General features: G+C 58.8%; 2 protein-coding genes. Both read left to right on the forward strand.

The window, feature by feature from the left end:
- Positions 1-50 precede the first annotated feature (50 nt).
- Entirely contained in the window at positions 51-806 is a 756-nt protein-coding gene (tpiA, locus tag Q0F21_RS06915) for a triose-phosphate isomerase (protein ID WP_297238580.1), read from the forward strand.
- Positions 807-1,015: 209 nt separating this feature from the next.
- Positions 1,016-2,587, forward strand: coding sequence for a THUMP domain-containing protein (locus tag Q0F21_RS06920; RefSeq protein WP_297238582.1), 1,572 nt, complete (start codon positions 1,016-1,018; stop codon positions 2,585-2,587).
- Positions 2,588-2,803: the final 216 nt, after the last annotated feature.

Consider the following 2,803-nt stretch of genomic DNA (forward strand, 5'->3'; position numbering starts at 1 on the left):
TATTCAGACATCCACAACTAACAAGCATACTAACAGAGTAAAGATTGATTATGAGAAAGAAAATTGCAGCTGCCAACTGGAAGATGAATACTACCGTCCCCGAGGGAATCGAGCTTGCGAAAAGTGTTCGCCAGGCTCTCGAGGGCGTGGACCGCAAGTGCGACGTCGTCCTCGGCGTCCCCTTTACCCACCTCTGCGCTGTAGCTGAGGCGGTCAAGGGTACCGACATCATCGTGGCAGCAGAGAATTGCGCCACCGAACCGAAGGGCGCCTACACCGGCGAGGTCTCCGCAGCCATGGTAGCCAGCACTGGAGCCAAAGCGGTCATCCTCGGTCACAGCGAGCGTCGTCAGTACTACAGCGAGGACTCTGAGACCCTGGTTGCCAAGGTGGCACAGGCACTCGACAACGGACTGCAGGTGATCTTCTGCTGCGGTGAGGACCTCGAGGAGCGCAAGGATGGACGACAGTTTGACGTCGTCCGCAAGGAGCTCGAGGACGGGATCTTCAATCTCAGCGAGGACGAGTTCCGCAGCGTCGTCATCGCCTACGAGCCGATTTGGGCGATCGGCACCGGTGAGACCGCCACGAGCGAGCAGGCAGAGGAGATGCTGAAGTATATCCGCCAGACGATCGCCGACCGCTATGGCAAGGAGATCGCTGAGGAGACCTCGATCCTCTACGGAGGCTCCTGCAATGGGAAGAATGCCCCTGAGCTCTTCGCTAAGCCCAATGTCGATGGCGGACTGATCGGCGGCGCCTCCCTCTCGGCAGAGAAGTTCCTCCCGATCGTAGAGGCCTTCTGATACAGCACCTCTCACAATAACTGTCGCACCCCTCTGCGGGTCTCCCGACAGACACCCACTATAGGACCCCACCCGGGGTCCTTTTTTAATGCCTATGGGTTCATTCGGTATTCCTCCTGTACTCTGCACGGATGATGGGGGTGGGGGCGTTTTGCAGCGGTCTTATTCTTCGTACCTTTGTCGGATAATAAACAAAGAATACTTTTTTGATGAGTGTAAGTCATACCGAGGGCACCTTCGACATGCTCGCCAAGACGATGGCGGGTCTGGAGGATATCCTCTGTAAAGAGCTGGAGACCCTGGGCGCGTCTGATATTATGCCGGGGCGTCGTATGGTTGCTTTTAAGGGCGATAAGCGCCTTCTCTACAAGGCCAATGTCCATCTGCGCACCGCTCTGAGGGTGTTGGTCCCGATTGATCAGTTTGAGGCGACCAATGCGGACGAGCTCTATGAGCATCTGCATAATGATGTGAATTGGGGAGACTTCTTAGAGCCCAATAGCTCCTTTGCCTTCGATACCGTGGTCTACTCGGATGTCTTCACGCACAGCAAGTTTGTCGCCTATAGAGCCAAGGATGCGGTGTCGGACTTCTTCCGTGAGCGTGCCGACCGTCGTCCCAATGTAGCGGTGATGGATCCGGATGTGCGCTTCCACGTCCATATCGCCGATACGGTGGTGACGCTGGCACTCGACTCCTCCGGCGAGTCGCTCCATAAGCGGGGCTACCGAGTGGCACAGGGGCCGGCTCCGATCAGCGAGGTGCTGGCGGCGGGGATCCTGATGCGTGCCGGGTGGGATGACAGCAGCGTCCTCCTCGATCCGATGTGCGGCTCGGGGACGTTCCTGACCGAGGCTGCGCTCATGGCAGCTCACGTGCCGCCGGGCATCTTCAGAGACCACTTTGCCTTTGAGCGGTGGCTGGACTTCGATCAGTCGCTCCTGGACGAGGTGCTTGAGGAGTGGGATGAGGTGGAGCCGAAACATAAGATCTACGGCTCGGACATTAATCCTAAGGCGATCGCCATCGCCCGGGCCAATATCCAGCGAGCCGGCGTGCAGAAGTACATTGACCTCAATGTCTGCCCGATCGATGACTACACACTCGACAATCGACCTGCCGACACAGGGATCATCGTGATGAATCCGCCCTATGGGGAGCGTATGCGTCCGGAGTCGGTGGAGGGTCTGTATGGCTCTATCGGCTCGACGCTTAAGCACGCTTTCTCTGGATGGAAGGCGTGGATCATCTCGTCCGGGCAGGAGGGATTTGATGCAGTGGGGCTTAAGCAGTCCGTGAGGCAAGAGCTTTACAATGGCTCCCTCCCGTGCGAGCTGAGAGGGTACGAGCTCTTCAGTGGCAAGCGCGACGAGCACCTCCAGGAGCTGTCGGATGCAGGGGAGCTGACTCCGGTGGAGGAACGAGGCTCTTTCTACCGCGAGCAGGAGGACTTCCGTCGGTCGATGACCGGCTACCGCAAGGACGGTCGCACCTTCGACAGCGACCGGGAGCGCCGTCCCCATAGGGGCGGCAAGCCGTACGGTAAGCGTCCCGCGGGTGAGCATGGAGACTCGGAGGAGCGTCCGCGTCGCTTTGAGCGCCGGGCCGGTGAGGATGGATCCCGCCACCGTCGCAGTGACCGAAGGGACGACAGACAGCCTGCCTTCAGAGCAAGGCTGGATGACGATCGGAAGCCGCGCCGACCGCGCCGCTATGATGATCGGGAGGAGCGTCCCCGCATCTTCAGACCGCGTCGCCATAGGGAGGACTCGGAGGAGTAAGATCGGTGGGGGGACCCTCCATATGGGTAAAAAAGAGTAGAAGGAAAGCAGACGGCTTTCCTCCTACTCTTTTTTCTCTCCATCGATTATGCCATGGATCCGGAGACCGGGGTGACGCATTTGAGCCTTAAAGCAAAGGAGTGATAATCCCTGTCGCTGTGCAATCCTGTCGACTGATCCCAGCCCTGCTGCTACCGCATGCCGATCCCGCAGGGG

Source organism: uncultured Porphyromonas sp. (assembly GCF_934359325.1).
Taxonomy (GTDB): Bacteria; Bacteroidota; Bacteroidia; order Bacteroidales; family Porphyromonadaceae; genus Porphyromonas_A.